The organism is Enterobacter sp. PL_is379, from assembly GCF_055817355.1.
Genome location: NZ_JBVPGT010000028.1, coordinates 140019 through 157312 on the forward strand (window position 1 = coordinate 140019; position 17294 = coordinate 157312).

At 59.8% G+C, this 17294-nt stretch carries 14 protein-coding genes; 10 read left to right on the forward strand and 4 right to left on the reverse strand.

Annotated elements, in window-relative coordinates:
* Positions 1-73: 73 nt before the first annotated feature.
* The 3 genes from AC0TOY_RS11485 to ppsA form a co-directional block, all read right to left on the reverse strand.
* A complete protein-coding gene (locus AC0TOY_RS11485; protein WP_473721857.1) occupies positions 74-2449 on the reverse strand; it encodes a glycoside hydrolase family 3 N-terminal domain-containing protein in 2376 nt (791 codons plus the stop codon).
* Positions 2450-2452: 3 nt separating this feature from the next.
* The gene (locus tag AC0TOY_RS11490) at positions 2453-3853 is read right to left on the reverse strand and encodes an MFS transporter (protein WP_248272198.1); all 1401 of its coding nucleotides are present in this window, start codon (positions 3851-3853) and stop codon (positions 2453-2455) included.
* A 235-nt stretch (positions 3854-4088) separates the two neighbouring features.
* A complete protein-coding gene (ppsA, locus tag AC0TOY_RS11495) occupies positions 4089-6467 on the reverse strand; it encodes a phosphoenolpyruvate synthase (protein WP_024909413.1) in 2379 nt (792 codons plus the stop codon).
* 335 nt (positions 6468-6802) lie between these two features.
* Here ppsA and ppsR point away from each other — a divergent pair, with 335 nt between their 5' ends.
* From ppsR to AC0TOY_RS11535, 8 genes are all read left to right on the forward strand, one after another.
* On the forward strand, positions 6803-7636 hold the full coding sequence (ppsR, locus tag AC0TOY_RS11500; RefSeq protein WP_473721858.1) for a posphoenolpyruvate synthetase regulatory kinase/phosphorylase PpsR: 834 nt from the start codon (positions 6803-6805) through the stop codon (positions 7634-7636).
* Between the two features lie 152 nt (positions 7637-7788).
* A complete protein-coding gene (gene aroH / locus AC0TOY_RS11505) occupies positions 7789-8835 on the forward strand; it encodes a 3-deoxy-7-phosphoheptulonate synthase AroH (protein WP_021241096.1) in 1047 nt (348 codons plus the stop codon).
* A 171-nt stretch (positions 8836-9006) separates the two neighbouring features.
* Positions 9007-9189 carry a hemin uptake protein HemP gene (gene hemP / locus AC0TOY_RS11510; RefSeq protein WP_024909414.1) on the forward strand — a complete coding sequence of 61 codons (183 nt, stop codon included), beginning with the start codon at positions 9007-9009 and terminating at the stop codon, positions 9187-9189.
* Positions 9190-9266: 77 nt separating this feature from the next.
* On the forward strand, positions 9267-11249 hold the full coding sequence (locus AC0TOY_RS11515; RefSeq protein ID WP_473721859.1) for a TonB-dependent hemoglobin/transferrin/lactoferrin family receptor: 1983 nt from the start codon (positions 9267-9269) through the stop codon (positions 11247-11249).
* 35 nt (positions 11250-11284) lie between these two features.
* Positions 11285-12313: a hematinate-forming heme oxygenase ChuS gene (gene chuS, locus AC0TOY_RS11520; protein WP_473721860.1), complete on the forward strand. Its 1029-nt coding sequence runs from the start codon at positions 11285-11287 to the stop codon at positions 12311-12313.
* Positions 12310-13131: a heme/hemin ABC transporter substrate-binding protein gene (locus AC0TOY_RS11525; protein WP_473721861.1), complete on the forward strand. Its 822-nt coding sequence runs from the start codon at positions 12310-12312 to the stop codon at positions 13129-13131. Before chuS ends, AC0TOY_RS11525 begins: the two co-directional genes overlap by 4 nt.
* Positions 13131-14123 (forward strand): FecCD family ABC transporter permease, encoded by a 993-nt coding sequence (locus AC0TOY_RS11530; RefSeq protein WP_473721862.1) that lies wholly within the window; start codon positions 13131-13133, stop codon positions 14121-14123. The genes AC0TOY_RS11525 and AC0TOY_RS11530 overlap by 1 nt, the downstream gene beginning before the upstream one ends.
* Positions 14116-14895, forward strand: a complete 780-nt coding sequence (locus AC0TOY_RS11535; RefSeq protein ID WP_290094787.1) for a heme ABC transporter ATP-binding protein — start codon at positions 14116-14118, stop codon at positions 14893-14895. Before AC0TOY_RS11530 ends, AC0TOY_RS11535 begins: the two co-directional genes overlap by 8 nt.
* Here AC0TOY_RS11535 and AC0TOY_RS11540 read toward each other — a convergent pair.
* Positions 14892-15785, reverse strand: coding sequence for a LysR family transcriptional regulator (locus AC0TOY_RS11540; protein WP_032645461.1), 894 nt, complete (start codon positions 15783-15785; stop codon positions 14892-14894). The two genes, AC0TOY_RS11535 and AC0TOY_RS11540, sit on opposite strands and share 4 nt — an antisense overlap.
* A gap of 140 nt (positions 15786-15925) precedes the next feature.
* On the opposite strand from AC0TOY_RS11540, the gene AC0TOY_RS11545 reads away from it, so the two are divergent.
* Positions 15926-16633 (forward strand): CoA transferase subunit A, encoded by a 708-nt coding sequence (locus AC0TOY_RS11545; RefSeq protein WP_048991574.1) that lies wholly within the window; start codon positions 15926-15928, stop codon positions 16631-16633.
* Between the two features lie 2 nt (positions 16634-16635).
* Entirely contained in the window at positions 16636-17292 is a 657-nt protein-coding gene (locus AC0TOY_RS11550) for a CoA transferase subunit B (RefSeq protein WP_024909422.1), read from the forward strand.
* Positions 17293-17294 lie beyond the last annotated feature (2 nt).

Below are 17294 nucleotides of genomic sequence, written 5' to 3' on the forward strand. Positions count from 1 at the left end.
TTAGATGTTGCCCTTAAAAGTGGGCAAGTGTCCTTTTTGCCCATCTCCCACGATGGGCTTTTTTTTATCCTGACTACGCGCGTGTCACCTTACAGGTACTGAGCATCCGCCACTCGGCGGGCAGCACGCGGGTTTCCCCGGTCACCCTGACCGTCACCCTCTCGCGGATATCCGCCGACGATGCGCCAACCTGCAGTTCAAACTCGCCCGGCTCAACGATGCGTTTCCCGTCCCGGCGGGTAAAGTTGAACATCTCAACCGGTAGCGTAAAGCTGAGCGCGGCGGTTTCGCCCGGCGAGAGCGTGACGCGCTGGAAGGCCTTCAGCTCCTGGAGCGGCCGAACCTGGGTGGCGACCTTATCCCTGACGTAAACCTGCACCACCTCGCTGCCGCTGCGCTCTCCGGTATTGGTGATATCCACGCTCAGCGTCACCTCGCCTTCAACCGGCACGCTGGTTTCAGCTACGCGGACAGCCCCCCAGCTAAACGTCGTCCAGCCGAGGCCGAAGCCAAACGGGTAACGCGAACCAAAGTGGAACGCAAACGGCGTGCCGCCGCTTTTGAGCTTGTGATTGTAGTAATACGGCATTGCCCCGGCGCTTTTCGGCACGCTCACCACCAGACGCCCCTGCGGCTCCGCCCGCCCCGTCAGCACGTCCGCAATCGCCCAGCCCCCTTCCTGCCCCGGCGCCCACGCCATTATTAGCGCCGCGACCTTACCTTCCAGCCCCTGAAGGTTGTACGGACGCCCGCCGGTCATCACGACAATCACCGGCTTGCCTGTCGCTACAAGCGCCTCCAGCAGCTGTTGCTGCACGCCCGGCAGATTCAGGGAGTCGGTGTCGGAACCTTCCCCCACGGTGCCGCTCTGGAACAGCCCGGCGAGATCGCCCACGCAGGCGACCACCACATCACTCTCCTGCGCCGCGTTCACGGCCTCGGGGATCAATGCGGTGCTTTGCGAGACCGGCGACTGCTGCATCGGTTTGCTGCCGCTGTCGCCAGGGAAGACCGGCGCGCCCGCCATCCGTTTTTCGATGATGTGACACCCTTTGGCATAGCGGACGTTCGATGCCCCGAGATACTGCTCCAGCGCCGCGCGCGGGGTCATGACCTGCAAGGTCTCTTCCACCATATCGCTGATGATCAGATGCACCGGGAAGCTGTAGCCGCTGAGTAACGCCAGCGGATCGTCTGCCGTCGGCCCCACTACCGCCACGCGGGGTTTGCCGCCTAGCGGTAAAATGCCGTTGTTTTCCAGCAGCGTGACCGATTTTGTCGCCACCTCCCGCGCGGCCTGGCGGGTCAAATCATTTTGCAGATCGATACCGTTTTCATCCGCGTACGGCTTTTCAAACAGCCCCAGGCGGAATTTTTCCGTCAGTACGCGCGCCACGATCTCATCCACTTTGGTCATAGAAATAAGCCCGCGCTCAACGGCGTCCGCCAGATGTCGCGCGCAGTCGTCTTTCGGCAGCTCAACGTCCAGCCCGGCGTTGAACGCCAGCGCGGCGGATTCGGCCGCATCGTGGGAAATCCCGTGATGCTGGTGCAGCAGGCTGACGCCGCCGTAGTCCGCCACAATAATCCCGTCGAATCCCCACTGTTCGCGCAGGACGGTGGTCAGCAGGAAGCTGTCGCTGTGCCCCGGCTGATTGTCGATATCGTGGTAGGCCGGCATCACCGACCCGGCATTGGCCAGCTTCACCGCCATTTCAAACGGCAGCAGGAAGGTGTCGTTCAGTTCGCTAAAGCCCAGATGTACCGGCGCATGGTTGCGCGCCCCTTCGCTGAACGAGTGACCCACGTAGTGCTTGAGCGTCGCCAGCAGATCACGCCTATCGCCCTGCAACCCTTTCACGTAGGCGGTTGCCATCACCCCCACCAGCCAGGGATCTTCCCCGAAGGTCTCTTCGGTCCGCCCCCAGCGCACGTCGCGGGACACGTCCAGCACCGGGGCCAGCCCCTGCTGGCAGCCGACGGACCGTGCCTCTTTACCGATCTGCTCTGCCGCGCGCTGCACCAGTTCCGGATCCCAGGTAGAGCCGTAGTTCAGCGACGACGGGAACAGGGTGGCGTCTTTACACAGCAGCCCCACCAGACACTCTTCATGAAACAACGCCGGGATGCCGAGGCGCGTCTCTTCCATCATCATCCGCTGCAGGCGGTTCGCGGCGCGCACGCCGGTTTTCGCATCAACGATGTGGGTGCCCAGCGGACGGGTGATCTGCCCGACGCCCAGCTTCAGCCGTTCGCTCAGCGCGGCCTGCTCGCTCACGCCGGCGAATTCATCGCTCAGATCGCTGCGCTCGCGGTGGTTGCCGTTTTCATCGAGGATCAGCCAGTACGCATGCATCTGGGCGAATTTCTCTTCCGGGGTCATACGCGCCAGTAAATCGACGACGCGCTCGTGCACGGGACGTCCCGCGTCCTTATAGATAGCAGTCATATTTTACTCCTGTAGTGCGGAAGGGGTTGCCGGGCTGAGCTGCCCCGCGTCGGGTCTTACCTCACGCTTGCTGGCCAGCTCCCGGGCGATGGAATCCACCAGCCGGCTGTTGAGCTTGTAGATGGCAAGCAGCGCGACCATGCAGAGGAACAGCGCGCACGGGATAAGGGTGAACAGCGCGTTAATCGTAGAGAGTACGTGGGGTGCCTGAGTTGCCTGTCCCGGGGCGTAATCCACCATGCCAAGCACCCAGCCGACCACCGCCCCACCCAGCGCCAGACCGAATTTGATGGCAAACAGCGCGGTGGAGAAAACCAGCCCGTCCAGGCGACGACCGCTGCGGTGCTCTTCGTAGTCGACGACATCGGAAAACATGGTCCACTGCAGCGGCGTGGTCAGGTTTTGCACAAAGCTAAAGACGATGTTGAGGCCAAAAATCAGCCACACCTGTGAAGGCGGCAGGAAGAAAATCAGCGCGCCGAAAATGACGAAGGAAATAATGGTCCACTGATAGGCGCGTACGCGATCAAATTTCCCCAGCAGCCGTTCAGATAATAAAGCGCCGCTTAAGGAGGCGACCATGCCTGAAACAATAAAGGCAAAAACCAGCTCCGGGCGCAACAGCACGTAGTTCACGTAATACATCGTGGCGGAACCGCGCGTCACCACCGCCGTTAACAGCAAAATATTAAACAGGAACACAATACGCCACTGGCTGTTACCGGCCAGCAGTTTTAAATCGGTCAGCATGGAGCCGGAGGTATCATTGCGCGGCGAATAGCGCTCGCGGGTCATCAGGAAACAGCAGAAAAAGAGCACAATGCCCAGCAGCCCCATCAGGCTCATGGCATAGAAATAGCCTTTCTGCACGTTGCCCTGGCCTAACAGTGAAACCAGCGGCAGGGCGATGACCGTCACAATCAACCCGCCGATAAACGACAGGCCAAAGCGCCACGACTGCAGGGAGTGACGCTCGCGCGGGTCTAACGTCAACGCGCCGGGCATAGCGCAGTAAGGCACGTTAATGGCGGAGTAAATCAGGCTTAAGATCGCGTAGGTCAGGCAGGCATAAACGATTTTCGCCGTCGGTCCCACGTCCGGTACATAGAAAGTGATAAGGCAGCTTACGCCAAACGGAATGGCGAACCACAGCAGCCAGGGACGGAAACGACCGTGACGCGTCTGGGTGCGATCCACCAGTGCGCCAATGCACGGGTCGACAAACGCATCAACCACGCGCACCACTAAAAACATGGTGCCCATAATCGCGGCGGGCAGCCCAAAAACGTCCGTATAGAAATAGGCGAGAAATAACGTTGCCGTTTGCCAGACCAGCGCGCTGGCCATATCACCTAAGCCATAACCTATTTTATCTTTGGTACGCAATACAGAGGAGAGTGTCATTGTTATTTGCCTTTTTATCAGGTTAAAACGTATTTCAACCAGTTGCGCATCATCTGAAGGGAAATGCGCATGTAAGGCTCAAGTATTAGCAACGGTTTGCGCGCTAACAATTGTCTAAATTGACAGGCAAATTATGATATTTGGTTTTTTACTTTATTTGTGATGGGGAGCAAATAAGAAGGAGAAATAAAAAAGGCGAGGAATAATATCCTCGCCTTTTCGGGTCAGCGCGGCGTTACTTGTTCAGTTCCGCCAGGCTCAGCCAGGTTTGCACCACGGTGTCCGGGTTCAGGGACAGGCTATCAATCCCCTCTTCCATCAGCCATGCGGCAAAGTCTTCATGGTCGGATGGACCCTGACCACAAATCCCAACGTATTTACCCTGCTTCTTCGCCGCACGGATGGACATGGAGAGCAGCGCTTTCACCGCCTCGTTACGCTCGTCGAACAGCTCGGAGACCACGCCGGAATCGCGGTCCAGACCCAGCGTCAGCTGCGTCATGTCGTTCGAACCGATAGAGAAGCCGTCGAAGTGCTCCAGGAACTGCTCGGCCAGCAGGGCGTTGGACGGAATTTCACACATCATGATGATCTTCAGCCCGTTCTCGCCGCGCTTCAGCCCCTGACGCGCCAGCTCGTCCACAACCGCTTTCGCCTGATCTACGGTACGTACGAACGGGATCATGATCTCCACGTTGGTCAGCCCCATGTCGTTGCGCACGCGCTTCACTGCCTCACACTCCAGCGCGAAGCAGTCGCGGAAGCTGTCGGACACGTAGCGTCCGGCCCCGCGGAAGCCAAGCATCGGGTTCTCTTCTTCCGGCTCGTAGCGCTCGCCGCCGACCAGGTTGGCGTATTCGTTAGACTTAAAGTCAGACAGACGCACGATCACGCGTTTCGGATAGAAGGCGGCGCCCAGCGTCGCGATCCCTTCGGTCAGACGGCCGACGTAGAACTCTTTCGGCGAGTCGTAGCCTTTCATCATCTCGCGGATTTCGTTCTGCAGCTTCGGATCCTGATCGTCAAACTCCAGCAGCGCACGCGGGTGAACGCCGATCATACGGTTGATGATAAATTCCAGACGCGCCAGGCCTACGCCTTCGTTCGGCAGGCAGGCGAAGTCAAACGCGCGATCCGGGTTACCGACGTTCATCATGATCTTCAGCGGCAGGTCCGGCATGGTATCTACGCTTGAGCTCTTCACGCTGAAGTCGAGGATATCGGCGTACACGTAGCCGGTATCGCCTTCGGCACAGGAGACGGTCACGTTCTGTCCGTCCTTCATGCGCTCGGTGGCGTCACCGCAGCCGACAACCGCAGGGATACCCAGCTCGCGGGCAATGATCGCCGCGTGACAGGTACGACCGCCGCGGTTGGTGACGATAGCCGCCGCTTTCTTCATGATCGGTTCCCAGTCCGGGTCGGTCATGTCGGTCACCAGCACGTCGCCTGGCTCAATACGGTTCATCTCGCTGATGTCGTGGATCACTTTGACCGGACCGGCACCGATGCGGTGACCGATGGCACGGCCTTCCGCCACGATTTTGCCCTGGGCGTGCAGCGTATAACGCTCCATTACCTGACCGCGTGAACGGACGGTTTCCGGACGCGCCTGCACGATAAACAGCTTGCCGGTGTTCCCGTCTTTCGCCCATTCGATATCCATCGGACGGCCGTAGTGTTTTTCAATCTGCACCGCCTGCTTCGCCAGCTCCTGCACTTCGGCGTCGGTCAGGGAGAAGCGGTCGCGCTGCTCCTGCGGTACATCTTCAATTTTAACCTGCTTGCCATGCTCCTGGGTCGGGGCATAGATCATGCGGATTTTTTTCGAGCCCATGGTGCGGCGCACCACCGACGGACGGCCAGCGGCCAGCGTAGGCTTGTGGACATAGAATTCGTCAGGGTTTACCGCGCCCTGCACGACCATCTCACCCAGACCCCACGCGGAGGTGATAAACACCACCTGGTCGAAGCCGGATTCGGTATCAATGGAGAACATCACGCCGGATGAGCCCACGTCCGAGCGCACCATGCGCTGCACGCCAGCGGAGAGCGCGACGCCGCGATGGTCGTAGCCCTGGTGCACGCGATAGGAGATGGCGCGGTCGTTGAACAGGGAAGCAAAAACGTGCTTCACCGCCACCAGCACCGCATCGTAACCCTGGACGTTCAGGAAGGTTTCCTGCTGCCCGGCAAACGAGGCGTCCGGCATATCTTCTGCGGTCGCAGAAGAACGCACGGCAAAGGAGGCCTGCGCATCGTCAGCAGAGAGCTGGTTGTACGCGTCGTGAATGGCTTTTTCCAGTTCCGGCTGGAAAGGTGTGTCGATGATCCACTGGCGGATCTGCGCCCCGGCTTTGGCAAGCTCGGTAACGTCATCAATATCCGTTTTATCCAGCAGGTCGTAAATGCGCTGGTTAACACCGCTCTGGTCTAAAAACAGGTTAAAGGCATCGGCGGTGGTGGCAAACCCGTTCGGTACGGAGACACCCATACCCGACAGATTTGTAATCATTTCACCCAGGGAGGCATTTTTGCCCCCAACTCTGTCTACATCATTCATGCCGAGTTGGTTATACCAAAGCACCAGCGGTGACGAGCCATTGTTGGACATCGAAACAATCCTTTTGTGATATTTGATCGGAGTAAGTAACACCTGACTACGTATTTATACTGGCATATTTATTAGCGCTAAAAAAACGGTGAATCGTGTAAGCAATTTAAAATTTCAACTTTTCGGATACTTTCCCACCAGGCATTAACCCGATGATTCCTATATTTTCAGCCAGAAACCCCAAAAATAAAGTCGCTATTTGAAAAATGAAATCCACTTTTCAGGAAAATCAAAAACGCCGTTTCATTTATAATTAAGATAAGTTCTTTGCTGTGTAATTTACTTTTTTAATTTATGCTTTCAGACAATTAGGTCTGATATTCAGGGTGAGTAAAATGGATAGTGCTGTCGATCGCCACGTTTTTTATATTTCTGATGGTACGGCGATCACCGCCGAGGTCCTGGGCCACGCGGTGATGTCGCAGTTTCCCGTTTCGATAAACAGCATCACGCTGCCGTTTGTCGAAAACGAGAGCCGCGCCAAAGCGGTGAAGGACCAGATTGACGCCATCTACCAGCAGACCGGCGTCCGCCCGCTGGTGTTCTACTCGATCGTGATCCCCGAGATTCGCGCCATCATTCTGCAAAGTGAAGGCTTCTGCCAGGATATCGTGCAGGCGCTGGTGGCTCCGCTGCAAAGCGAACTTAAGCTCGATCCGACGCCTATTGCCCACCGCACCCACGGGCTGAACCCCAGCAACCTGACCAAGTACGACGCGCGTATCGCCGCCATTGACTACACCCTTGCACATGATGACGGTATCTCTCTGCGTAATCTCGACCAGGCGCAGGTGATCCTGCTTGGCGTGTCGCGCTGCGGCAAAACCCCGACCAGCCTCTATCTGGCGATGCAGTTTGGCATTCGCGCCGCAAACTACCCGTTTATCGCTGATGACATGGATAACCTGGTGCTGCCTGCCGCCCTTAAGCCGCTGCAGCACAAGCTGTTCGGCCTGACGATCAACCCGGAACGCCTTGCGGCCATCCGCGAAGAGCGCCGCGAGAACAGCCGCTACGCCTCTATGCGCCAGTGCCGTATGGAGGTCTCCGAAGTGGAAGCGCTGTACCGCAAAAACCAGATCCCGTGGCTGAACAGCACCAACTATTCGGTTGAAGAAATTGCCACCAAAATTCTCGACATCATGGGGCTTAATCGCCGCATGTACTAATATGCTAGTACATTAGCTCAGATTCAGGTATCATCATCTGCAACCACGGGGCGGTGTCGCCCCGAACTTGAAATCAGCAGGGATTGGTTTAAGGTGATGCCCATCACTTCCCGGTAGTCTGCCGATGAAGCAAAAATTTTCTGAGACATTCCATGAATAAAACCGATGAACTCCGCACTGCGCGCATTGACAGCCTTGTCACGCCGGCTGAACTGGCCCAGCGGCATCCTGTTTCCGCCGCCGTCGCGGAACACGTGACGGCTTCCCGCCGCCGCATTGAAAAAATACTGAATGGTGAAGACAAACGTCTTCTGGTGGTGATTGGTCCCTGCTCCATCCACGATCTGGATGCCGCGATGGATTATGCAAAACGACTTCAGGGACTGCGGGATAAGTACCAGCATCGCCTTGAGATCGTCATGCGCACCTACTTTGAAAAACCGCGCACCGTGGTGGGCTGGAAAGGGCTGATTTCCGATCCTGACCTCAACGGCAGCTATCGCGTTAACCACGGTATCGAGCTGGCGCGGAAGCTGCTTTTACAGGTCAACGAGCTGGGCGTGCCGACGGCGACCGAGTTTCTCGATATGGTGACCGGGCAGTTTATCGCCGATCTGATCAGCTGGGGCGCGATTGGCGCGCGCACCACCGAAAGCCAGATCCACCGTGAGATGGCCTCCGCCCTATCCTGTCCGGTCGGCTTTAAAAACGGGACCGATGGCAACACCCGTATCGCGGTTGATGCCATCCGCGCAGCCCGTGCCAGCCACATGTTCCTGTCGCCGGACAAGAGCGGTCATATGACCATCTACCAGACCAGCGGTAACCCGTACGGGCACATCATTATGCGCGGCGGGAAGAAACCCAATTACCATGCAGAAGATATTGCGGCGGCCTGTGAAACGCTGGCCGAGTTCGACCTGCCGGAACATCTGGTGGTGGATTTCAGCCACGGCAACTGCCAGAAGCAGCATCGCCGCCAGCTGGACGTCTGCGACGAGATCTGCCAGCAGATCCGCAGCGGTTCAACCGCCGTTGCAGGGATTATGGCCGAGAGTTTTATCAAAGAAGGCACGCAGAAAATCGTTGCCGGACAGCAGATGGTGTACGGCCAGTCGATCACCGACCCGTGCCTGAGCTGGGAAGACAGCGAACTGCTGCTGGAGAAACTCGCAGCAGCCGTGGACACACGCTTTTAAAATCCAGTCCTTCTCCCTCTCCCTGTGGGAGAGGGTTGGGGTGAGGGCATCAGACCGCATCTCACCCCAAATTTGATCCCCTCACCCTTTTTTCACAAAAATGCTTGCCGTGAATTTGCAGTTTATTGATAATGATTATCATTGTTACATTGATTGTTATTTATAAACATTATGTCACGTACGGATAACAGCGCGGCAACGCCAGCAAAAACAGACACAGCACCAGCCCCTACCGAGCGTCGGATTGACAGCAAAACCCTGCTCGGCGATGAGGGCCGGGTCATTATCGAGCATGACGGCCAGCGCTATCTGCTGCGCCAGACCCATGCCGGAAAACTGATCCTCACAAAATAAACAACACAAAAAACTTCGCCAGCCACCCAGGTAACCCCCAGGCAGCCAGCGCTTTTCACTTCTTATGGAGAGTTGCTATGCCACACCTGCCTTCCGCATCTTTACGTCCGTCACTTCTGGCGCTGGCGATTGTCAGCACCCTGCCGGGCGTCGCGTTCGCCGCCACAGACGACATTACCGTCACCGCCACGGGCAACGCCCGCAGCGCCTTTGAAGCCCCCATGATGGTGAGCGTGATTGACGCCAGCGCGCCGGAGAAACAAACCGCCAGCTCGGCGGCCGACCTGCTGCGTAACGTCCCCGGTCTGACGCTGGACGGCACCGGGCGCACCAACGGGCAGGACGTCAACCTGCGCGGCTATGACCGTCGCGGCGTGCTGGTGCTGGTTGACGGCGTTCGCCAGGGGACCGATACCGGCCACCTGAACAGCACCTTCCTCGATCCGGCGCTGATTAAACGTATCGAAGTGGTTCGCGGCCCGTCGGCCCTGCTGTACGGCAGCGGCGCGCTGGGCGGCGTGATTTCCTATGACACCGCCGACGCCAACGATCTGCTCGAACCGGGTAAAAACAGCGGCTACCGCGTGTTTGGAACGGGCGCGACGGGCGATCACAGCCTCGGGATGGGGGCCAGCGCCTACGGCCGCACCGACACCCTGGACGGTCTGGTGGCCTGGTCCAGCCGGGATCGCGGCGATATCCGGCAGAGCGACGGAGCAACCGCCCCTAACGACGAATCCATCAACAACATGCTGGCGAAAGGCAGCTGGAAACTCGACCCGGCCCAGACCCTGAGCGGCTCCCTGCGCTACTACAATAACGCCGCTCAGGAGCCGAAAAACCCGCAAACCACCGGGGCGGACAGCAGCAACCCGATGACCGATCGCTCCACCATTCAGCGTGACGCGCAGGTGGGCTACCGCATCGCCCCGGAAGGTAACGACTGGCTGAACGCCGACGCGAAGGTCTACTGGTCCGAAGCGCGCATTAATGCCCAGAATATCGACAACAGCGGCGAGTTCCGCAAGCAGACCACCAAAGGCGGCAAGGTGGAAAACCGCACCCGCCTGTTCAGCGACACCGTTGCAGCACACCTTCTGACCTACGGCGGAGAATACTATCGTCAGGAGCAGCATCCGGGCGGGGTAACCACCGGCTTCCCGGACGCGAAAATCGACTTCAGCTCCGGCTGGCTGCAGGATGAGATCACCCTGCGCGATCTGCCTGTTACCCTGCTGGGCGGCACGCGCTATGACAACTACCGCGGCAGCAGCGACGGCTACAACGATGTGGATGCCGATAAGTGGTCTTCCCGCGCCGGGTTAACCGTCAGCCCAACCGACTGGCTGATGCTGTTTGGCTCTTACGCGCAGGCCTTCCGCGCGCCGACCATGGGCGAGATGTATAACGACGCCAAACACTTCTCCATTGGCCGCTTCTATACCAACTACTGGGTGCCGAACCCGAACCTGCGCCCGGAAACCAACGAAACGCAGGAGTTTGGTTTTGGCCTGCGCTTTGACGATCTGATGCTTGCCAACGATGCGCTGGAGTTTAAAGCCAGCTATTTCGATACCAAAGCCAAAGACTATATCTCCACCACCGTCGATTTCGCGGCGGCAACCACCATGTCTTATAACGTCCCGAACGCCAAAATCTGGGGCTGGGACATGATGGCAAAATACTCGGCCGACCTCTTCAGCCTCGACCTGGCCTATAACCGCACGCGCGGGAAAGACACCGATACGGGCGAGTACATCTCCAGCATCAACCCGGATACCGTCACCAGCAAGCTGGACGTTCCGGTGGCGCAAAGCGGGTTCTCCGTCGGCTGGATTGGGACCTTTGTCGATCGCTCAACGCATATCAGCAGCAGCTACAGCGAGCAGCCGGGCTATGCGGTCAACGACTTCTATGTCAGCTACAAAGGCCAGGAGCGACTCAAAGGCGTGACCACCACGCTGGTACTCGGCAACGCCTTCGACAAAGCGTACTGGTCACCTCAGGGCATTCCACAGGACGGTCGTAACGGCAAGATTTTCGTAAGCTATCAGTGGTAATTCCCTTCGGGGCAACTTTTCAGAAGGAAGAGACAATGAATCACTACACGCGCTGGCTTGAGCTAAAAGAAGCCAATCCGGGTAAGTACGCGCGCGACGTCGCGGGGTTAATGAACATCAGTGAAGCAGAGTTGACCTTTGCCCGCGTGGGTCACGATGCCTGGCGACTGCGCGGTGACATCCGCGAGATCCTGGGCGCGCTGGAGGCGGTGGGCGAAACCAAATGTATCTGCCGCAACGACTACGCCGTTCACGAACAGGTCGGGAACTTCACCAACCAGCACCTGAACGGCCACGCCGGGCTGGTGCTGAACCCGCGCGCGCTGGATCTGCGCCTGTTCCTCAACCAGTGGGCGAGCGCGTTTCACATCAGTGAAGCCACCGCCCGCGGCGAGCGGCAGAGCATTCAGTTCTTCGACCACCAGGGCGATGCCCTGCTGAAGGTCTACGCCACGGATAACACCGACGTTTCCGCCTGGGGCGACGTGCTGACGCGCTTTATCTTTGCCGACAACCCGCCGCTGGCGTTGAAGATGGCCGATGCACCGGCTCATGCTGAAAACGCGGATGCCGCGCTGGTAGACAAAGAGTGGCGTGCCATGACCGACGTGCACCAATTCTTCAGCCTGCTCAAACGTCATAATCTCAGCCGCCAGCAGGCGTTTCGCCTGGTGGGCGACGATCTGGCCTGCCGGGTAGAAAACACCGCGCTGGCGCAGCTGCTGGAAGCGGCGCGCCGGGACGGTAACGAAATCATGGTCTTCGTTGGCAACCGCGGCTGCGTGCAGATTTTCACCGGCGCGGTGGAAAAGCTGACGCCGATGAAAGGCTGGCTGAACATCTTTAACCCAACCTTTACCCTGCACCTGCTGGAAGACGCCATTGTGGAGACGTGGGTCACGCGCAAGCCGACGGCTGACGGGCATGTCACCAGCCTGGAGCTGTTTGCCGCCGATGGAACGCAGATCGCCCAGCTGTACGGCCAGCGTACGGAAGGCGAACCGGAGCAGAACCAGTGGCGCAGCCAGATTGACGCCTTAACGGCGAAAGGGCTGGCGGCATGAAACGGTGGCTTGCCCTGCTCAGCGCCCTGCCCCTGCTGGCGTTTGCTGCGCCGCAGGAGAAAATCGTTACCCTCGGCGGCGACGTCACCGAGATCGTCTACGCCCTCGGCGCGGCGTCTTCGCTGGTGGCCCGCGACAGCACCAGCCAGTGGCCGCAGGCGGCGAACAACCTGCCTGACGTGGGCTATCTGCGCCAGCTCAATGCGGAGGGGATTTTGTCCATGCGCCCCACGCTGGTGCTGGCCAGCGCCCAGGCGCAGCCGTCTCTGGCGCTAAAGCAGGTTGAGCAAAGCCACGTCCGGGTAATCGCTATTCCTGCCGGTAACGACCTGAACGTCATTGACGAAAAGGTGCGGATCGTCGCTGAAGCGACGCACCGAGAGGCCGAGGGAGAGGTCCTGCGCAGCACGTTGCGCCAGGCGCTGTCGGCGCTTCCCGCGTCGCCGCTCAATAAGCGGGTGCTGTTTATTCTCAACCACGGCGGGATGACCGCCATGGCTGCCGGACAACAGACCGGCGCGGACGCGGCCATTCGTGCGGCGGGCCTGCAGAACGCCATGCAGGGGTTCACCCGCTATCAGCCGCTGTCTCAGGAGGGCACGATCGCCAGCCAGCCTGACCTTGTGGTGATATCGCAGGACGGGATCAACGCCCTTGGCGGTGAAGCGAATCTGTGGAAACTGCCCGGCATGGCGCAAACCCCGGCAGGACGGAACAGGCAGGTGCTGGCGATTGACGATATGGCGCTGCTGGGCTTCAGCGTGCGAACGCCGGAAGCCATCCGGCAGCTACGTGCCAAAGCGGAGCAACTGCCCTGATGTCCCGGCGGATAGCCTTATCGTTATGGATGCTGACCGCGATCCTGACCGTCATGACGCTCGCAGCGACCGGGGTTGGGGCATTACACCTGCCGGCCAGCCTGCTGTGGGACGGCAGCGACGAGGCGCTGCGTCAGATCTGGCTGACGATCCGCCTGCCTCGCGTGCTGCTGGCGCTGGCGATCGGCGGTTCACTGGCGCTGGCAGGCTGCGTGATGCAGGGGCTGTTCCGCAACCCGCTGGCGGACCCGGGCCTGCTCGGCATCAGCAGCGGCGCGGCGCTCGCCGTTGCGCTATGGGTGGTGCTTCCGCTCTCGCGGCCTGCCCTGGTGATGCTGTATGCCCCGATGCTTGCGGCGTTTCTCGGCGCGCTGGCCGCCACCGTCGTGATTTTCCTGCTCAGCCGGCAGCGTGACGCTTCCCTGTCGCGCCTGCTGCTGGTAGGGATTGCCATCAACGCCCTGTGCGGCGCCGCCGTCGGCGTGCTGTCATGGCTCAGCAATGATGCCCAGCTTCGCCAGCTTTCCCTCTGGGGAATGGGCAGCCTCGGCCAGGCGCAGTGGTCGACGCTGCTGGCCGTCGCGTCTCTGATGATCCCCACCCTGCTGGCGATCTGGCGTCTGGCAGGGCCCCTCAACCTGCTGCAGCTGGGCGATGAAGAGGCGCACTACCTCGGCGTGGAGGTTGCCGCCGTGCAGCGGATCCTGCTGCTGTGCAGCGCCCTGCTGGTGGCCGCCGCCGTGGCGGTCAGCGGCGTGATCGGCTTTGTCGGCCTGGTGGTGCCGCACCTGGTGCGCATGTGGCTGGGGGCCGACCATCGGGTCGTGCTCCCCGGCTCGGTGCTGGCCGGTGCGCTACTCCTGCTGGTGGCCGATACGCTGGCGCGCAGCCTCGTCGCCCCGGCGGAAATGCCGGTTGGCTTATTGACCAGCCTTCTCGGCGCGCCATGGTTCCTGTGGCTTATCTTTCGTCGCGGAGGTGCGCATGGCTGAGCGCTACTGTGCAGAAAACCTTGTTTTTCGCGCCGGACAACGCACGCTGATTAACGACGTGTCGCTGACCTTATCTCAGGGCGAGCTGGTGGCGCTGATTGGCCCCAACGGCGCCGGAAAATCGACGCTATTGCGGCTGCTGACCGGCTACCTTAAACCTGCGGGCGGACGGTGCAGCCTGGCGGGCACACCGCTTGCGGCCTGGCAGCCGGACAGGCTCTCCCGCTACCGGGCGGTGATGCGCCAGAACACGCAGCTCGGATTTGACTGGCCGGCTGAGGCGGTGGTCGGTATGGGGCGAGCGCCCTGGACCCGCACGCCAGAAGCGTCGGTTGTTGAGGAGGTTATGGCCATCACCGGCTGTTTACCGCTGGCGGGCAGGCAGTTTGCCGCACTCTCCGGCGGCGAGCAGCAGCGCATTCAGCTCGCCCGCGCGCTGGCTCAGCTCTGGTGCGACGGTGCCCCGCGCGGCTGGCTGTTCCTTGATGAACCCACCTCTGCGCTGGATCTCTATCACCAGCAGCATCTCCTGCGCCTGCTGAAATCCCTGACCAGCCGGGGACATCTGCACGTGTGCGCGGTGCTGCACGACCTCAACCTGGCGGCGCTGTGGGCGGACCGCATCCTGCTGCTGCATGGCGGCACAATCGTGTCCCAGGGAGCACCGGAAACCGTTTTGCAGGCCGATGCGCTGGCACGCTGGTACGGCGCACAGGTTCACGTCGGCAGGCATCCGGCTCACGCCGCGCCGCAGGTGTTTCTCGCCCCTTAATCGGGCTGGTAAAAATCCTTCAGCGTTTCCAGCAGGGCATGCGCCGCTTTTGAAAGCTGCGTGTGCCCGGGATGGATCACTCCGATACACTTTTCAATGGGCGGACTGTCCAGCGGAATACAGACCGCGCCCAGCGACGCCATCTGCGTCTTGCAGAGCGCCGGTACGGCGCTGCCGCCCAGCCCGCTTGCGACCATCCGCCCGACCGTCACCAGCTGATGGCTCTCCAGCGCGACGTCCAGCTTTCTGCCGCTTCGCGCCAGCTCCTCTTCCATCATCAGACGCACCGCAGAGGGGCGCTGCAGGGTGATGAAATCCAGCGTCAGCAGCGCTTCCCATGTCAGGCGTTTTTTGCCCGCCAGCGGGGAATCTTTCGGCACAATGGCCACAAACCGGTCGAGGCCCAGCGGGGTAAACAGCAGGTTGTGCGTGGGCGCGGGCTCAAAGGCGATGCCCATCTCGACCCGCCCTTCCCGCACCATCTCAATCACCTGCTCGTTAATCACGTCATGCACGGTGACGTTGATCCCGGCATGGCGATCGCGAAACGCTTTTAGAACCTCGGGCAGAACATTCGCGGCAAACGACGGCATCGCCGCGACCGAGATTTTACCGCGCTGCAGGGTAAAGCACTGGTGCATCGCCTCTTCGACGTTATCCCAGTCGGCAAGCAGCTGCCGCGCCATCGGCAGAAACGTCTCGCCCTCCTGCGTCAGCGCGACCTTGCGCGTGCTCCGCTGCAGCAGCGGTCCGCCCAGCGCATCCTCCAGCGCTTTAATCGTCAGGCTCAGGGCCGGCTGAGAGAGATTCAGACGTTCGCTGGCGTGGGCGAAATTCAGAGTGTGAGCTACCGCTAAAAACGCGCGTAACTGTTTGACACTCATTCTCATTTTTCATCCTGTTAACTAATTGAAAAAATTTAGTTAACAGGAAATTAATAAAAAAACCAAATGAGTGGGTCACAAATTCAAAATTAACAAATGAGTTGCCGCCCCTAATGATACCGCCACGGTTAAGAGGAGGAATGACGATGGCGGGACTGGATAAGCGCGTCGACAGCTATGCGCAGGCGCTGGATGGGCTGACGGACGGGATGACTTTGCTGGCGGGCGGCTTCGGCCTGTGCGGGATTCCGGAGAACCTGATTGCAGAGGTCAGACGCCGTCAGGTGAAAGATCTGACGGTGGTATCAAACAACTGCGGCGTGGACGGTTTCGGTCTCGGGCTCCTGCTCGAAACGCGGCAGGTTCGCAAAGTAGTGGCCTCTTACGTCGGCGAGAACGCGCTGTTCGAGCGGCAGGTGCTGAGCGGTGAACTGGAGATTGAACTCACGCCTCAGGGCACGCTGGCGGAAAAGGTGCGCGCGGGCGGTGCAGGTATTCCGGCATTTTACACTGCCACCGGCTATGGCACGCCCGTGGCTGCCGGCAAAGACGTGCGCCAGTTTGCCGGTAAGCATTACATCCTTGAAGAGGCCATTACCGGTGATTTCGCGCTGATCAAGGGCTGGAAAGCGGACTGGTACGGCAACGTCGTCTACCGGCATACCGCGCAAAACTTTAATCCGCTGATGGCAACGGCGGGCAGGATAACGGTCGTCGAGGTGGAAGAGATTGTTCCCCCGGGCGAGCTGCCCCCGTCGGCCATTCATACCCCGGGAATTTACGTCGACAGGCTGATTGTCGGCCAGTTTGAAAAACGCATTGAACAGCGCACGCTGCGCGCGGAAGGAGTGTGACGATGTTAACCCGTGAACAGATGGCCATGCGCGTCGCCCGCGAGCTGCGCGACGGGTATTACGTCAACCTGGGGATTGGTATCCCTACCCTGGTGGCGAACTACATTCCGGAAGGAATGGACGTGATGCTCCAGTCGGAAAACGGACTGCTGGGGATGGGGGCTTTTCCTGACGAGCAGAGCCTCGACGCCGACATGATCAACGCCGGTAAACAGACCGTGACCGCACGGACAGGCGCGGCCATTTTCGACTCGGCCCAGTCGTTTGCCATGATCCGCGGAGGCCATGTCGACCTGACCGTGCTGGGCGCGTTTGAGGTGGACGTCGAGGGCAATATCGCCTCGTGGATGATCCCCGGAAAGATGGTGAAGGGCATGGGCGGCGCGATGGATCTTGTCGCCGGGGCGCAGAACATCATTGTGGTAATGACCCACGCGTCAAAAAACGGTGAATCAAAGCTGCTGTCGCGCTGCACGCTGCCGCTCACAGGCGCAGGCTGCATCCGCCGGGTCTTAACCGACCTCGCGCTGCTCGAGATCGCGGACGGCGCGTTCATCCTGCGGGAATACGCCCCCGGCGTCAGTATCGACGACATTGCGGCTAAGACCGCCGGGAAATTAATTGTGGCGGACGACGTTCGCGAGATGCGCTTCAGCTGAGG